At 49.5% G+C, this 4039-nt stretch carries 2 protein-coding genes; both read right to left on the minus strand.

What is annotated here, in order from left to right:
* On the minus strand, window positions 1-2076 hold a 2076-nt coding region (locus M977_RS23080; protein WP_157092127.1), incomplete at its 3' end, for a hypothetical protein.
* Between the two features lie 480 nt (window positions 2077-2556).
* A complete protein-coding gene (locus tag M977_RS23085) occupies window positions 2557-3987 on the minus strand; it encodes a TolC family protein (protein ID WP_064519289.1) in 1431 nt (476 codons plus the stop codon).
* Window positions 3988-4039 lie beyond the last annotated feature (52 nt).

The following is a 4039-nucleotide window of genomic DNA, read 5'->3' on the forward strand; positions in this document are numbered from 1 at the left end:
GACCGTAAGGCTGGTTAACTGAGCGACAGTAATTCCACTGGCAACAGTGTCCAACATCCATTGAGGGTGCTTCATGGCAACAATTTGTGCCGGAGTGAGTGAGGAAACCTGCTGAGCGGTAAGCCCCTCATACTGCGCCTGAGTCAATTTTCCAACGGCCGAAGTGGTTAACCCGGAAATATCTAACAGTCCAAATTGTGCCGAAGTGAGTGAGCTTAAATGGGTCATGCCCGCAACCTGGGTTACGGTGAGTTGCCCAAGCTGAGCATCGCTCAGCGCCGGCAGTGCCGTTGTGCTGAGCGCATTTAACCATGCTGCCGGAAGCTCAGACAGATTAATGTCAGGCACCTGATCGGCAGTTAACCCCGCGACAGCCGCAGTGGGGATCCATTCAGGATGCTGAATTGCCTGGATTTGTTCAGTACTTAATGAGGTGATTTGCTGTGCAGTCAAGGTTGCATACTGTGCCGAAGTCCAGCCCGCAATCTGGGTGGTGGATTGCCCAGAAATATTAAGAAGCCCCAGCTGTGTTTTACTCAGGCTGGTCAGGTTATTCATCGTGCTGACCTGTGAGGCAGTAAGGGCAGATAAATGGGCTTTGTCCAGTGCTTTGACTGTGGCGGCGGTGATCTGGTTTAGCTGAGTGGCTGAAAGGGCCTGCAATGCTGGCAGACTCAGACTGTTGAGCCATGTGGCTGACAGTACGGACAGGCTGACATTAATCGCAGGGACCTGGTCTGCTGTCAATCCCGCGACAGCTGCTGCGGGGATCCATTCAGGATGCTGAAGAGCCTGGATTTGTGCGTTACTGAATGATGTGATTTGTTGTGCAGACAGCGTTACATACTGATCCTTAGTCCAGCCTGCGATTTGGTCTGTCGTTAATCCATCGGCAACCGCTGTAGGAAGCGATGTTTGCTGCTGTGCTTGTACAGGGTCATTACCCAGTGACGTGGACTGTTCTGCCGTTAATCCATCGGTACCAGCAGTAGGCAGCGATGTTTGCTGCTGAGGTGCTTGTACGGATTCATTGCCCAGTGATGTGGTCTGGTCTGCCGCTACTCCATCGGTACCAGCAGTAGGTTGTAACGTCTGCTGTTGCTGTGCTTGTTCGGGTTCATTGCCCAGTGACGAGGTCTGTTCTGCCGTTAATCCATCGGCAGCAGCAGTAGGTTGTAACGTCTGCTGTTGCTGTGCTTGTTCGGGTTCATTGCCCAGTGACGAGGTCTGTTCTGCCGTTAATCCATCGGCAGCAGCAGTGGGTATCCATTCTGGATGCTGAAGGGCCTGGATTTGTGCGCTACTGAATGACGTGATTTGCTGTGCTGAAAGAGTGGCGTACTGTGCCGGGGTCCAGTTGCTAATTGTTGCAACAGATTGCTTGGAAATATTGATTAACCCCTGTTGTGTTTTACTCAGGCTAGCAAGATTATTCATTGTACTGACCTGGTCTGCGGTTAATGCTGACAGATGAATATCGTCCAGTTGGCTGAGTGTCGCAGCAGTGATCTGGTTAAGTCGTGAAGCGTTTAACGCCTGCCATGTATCGAGTGTCAGATGATTTAACCATGAAGCAGTAAAAATATAAAAGTGTGACGAGAAAGATGCAATCTGCGACGGTAATATTCCGCTGACTGCTGATTCCGGCACCCAGTTAGGATGTGCTGTAGCATACATCTGAGAGTTATTTAATGACGACATTTGTTGCGCTGTCAGCCCCGCATATTGCGTTGCTGTCCATTTTTTTACAGTACTGGTGGACATGCCAGAAATATTCAGCGCCCCAAATTGAGCACTACTTAACGCTGTCAGATTATTCATTGCACCCACCTGAGAAGCGGTTAACGCAGACAGATGTGAAGTATCCAGTGCGCTGAGTGTAGTTGGATTAATCTGGTTAAGTTGAGTGGTGGAAAGCGCCTGTATTGCTGAGATGCTGAGACTATTAAGCCAGTCAGAGGTAAATAAAGATATATTGTTCACCAGGGCAGGGATTTGTTCTTCGGTAAAACCACTAATTGCGGATGTAGGAATCAATTCAGGATGCTGCATTTGCTGAATTTGATTTTTTGTCATCTGACTGACAAGATCAATAGTTAACATATCATAATCAGTGTTAGACCATATACTGATTAAACTGAAATCAGGGGCTGGAGCAATATCTCGAGTAGTATTAGACATAAGGTACCCTTAAAATAAAAATGTCTTTATTCGGAAAAATACATAAAGTGACGTATCATTTTCTTAAAAAAAATAAGATGAATTGGTTTTTTTAAAACTTAAAAACATAATGCATTGGCAGTGATTAACAATAATTTTAAGTGCATAAACCTCCTCCGACTGCAATAGTGAGTACTCATTCCAATGACTAGCTCTCTTGTTGCGGCACAACTAGCATGTTACTGCTCAGTTTTGTAGGTAATGAAAAAATCAAAACATTCATGTTTTAATTTAATTAATATCCGGGGTGATAGATGCGATTTTTCAAGTCAGATATGACTTTACCTATTTGTTTTATATGATTTTTATACATTAATTTCGTTGTATGGGTTAAATTCACCCGCTGCTTTCAGATAACTGACTTAATATCCCCGTGTTGGCCAGTAAACTTAATCGCGCAGACTGCCAGGCCGCAATGGCTTCTATTCTCTGTTGCTGAGCGTCTGCCAGCGCCGACTGCGCATTCATCACTTCAAGAATGTCAGCAACATTTTTGTCATAGCGCCGCTGAACCGACTGCACGGATTTCTGCGCCGCATCCAGCAGTTGCTGACTCGCCGTCAGTACATTGAGCGCGGTTCTGGCATCGGCGTAAGCTTTCACCACATCCGTCATAATCCGGGCGGTGGTGTCTTCCATTTGTGCCTCGCTCTGCTCCGCCTGCGCCCGGGCCTCCTGGATTTTATACTGCCGGCTGAACCCGTCAAACAGCGGGATGGAAACAGTGATCCCGATATCCTTGCTGGTCTGGTTAATGCTCGACAATCCCTGGTTCGGAAAACCATTGCGCGACATATGCGCGGTTAAATCCACCGTCGGTAAGCCCTCTGAACGTACCGAGATGATTTTGTCTTTATCGGCCGCCCATTTTGCCCGTGCTTCCTGTATCGCCGGGTGCCTGTCTTCTGCCTGCTTTAACCATTCGTTCAGATCGTGTATATCCGAGGGAATAACCCGTTCGGGTTGTCTGGGTAACGTGAGCTCCGTTGCCAGGTCGATCCCCATCGCCTGCCTGAGCAGGGCGATATTTTTCTGATAATCCCCGCTGGCACGCATGGCGGTCAGTTCCGCTTTCGCCAGCGCAGTGGTTGCCTGAAGGGTTTCATCCTGGGCTGATGCGCCCAGACTTTCACGCCGCTGTGCCACAATCAGCGTCTGCCGGGCCAGCTCAGCGATATGCTGTCGCGCGTCCACTTCAGCCTGGCTGGTCAGTGTGTCAAACCAGGCCTGAATGACGGTAACCATGGTCTTTTGCAGGGCTGCATCATGGCCGGCGATGGCGGCCAGCAACATCTGGTTGGCTGATTCCCGGTTGGCTGCACGGCCACCAAAATCAAATAAACGCCAGTTTAACGAGCCGTAATACTGGTTACCGGTGCTGGTGACACCAGGCGCCTGCGAGCCTGCGGAATACACCGTCGAATCCCTAAGGCGGCTGACCGAACCACTGATAGTCGGCAGGTAAGCGGCGCGCGCTTCACCCACCACGCCGCTTTGTACCTTGATTTCCGCCCAGGTTGCCCGGATCTGCGGGTTATTACATAAGGCGGTATCAACAGCACCGCTGAGCGTCAGAGGCTGACTGAAATCCACAGACTGGCTACAGCTGATGCGGCTGGCATCAGGCAATGTGGCACCCGACTGCAGTTGTTCAGGCTGTGTCTGTAAGGGGTCGTCTACTAACTGACTCAATCCCTCCGCGAAAGCCGCGTGTTGTACCAGCAGCCCCAGCAGGCAGAGGGGTAATAAATATTTTTTACCGTTCATTCAGGCTCTCATGTGTATGTTGAATCAGTGGCGAGAGGAAATATCCAATGAT

Source organism: Buttiauxella gaviniae ATCC 51604, from assembly GCF_001654835.1.
In the GTDB taxonomy this organism is placed as follows: domain Bacteria; phylum Pseudomonadota; class Gammaproteobacteria; order Enterobacterales; family Enterobacteriaceae; genus Buttiauxella; species Buttiauxella gaviniae.

What these genes read in the sequence shown, in the direction of transcription:
- M977_RS23085 (WP_064519289.1), bottom strand. Translation starts at nt 3,987, where the DNA reads ATGAACGGTAAAAAATATTTATTACCCCTCTGCCTGCTGGGGCTGCTG.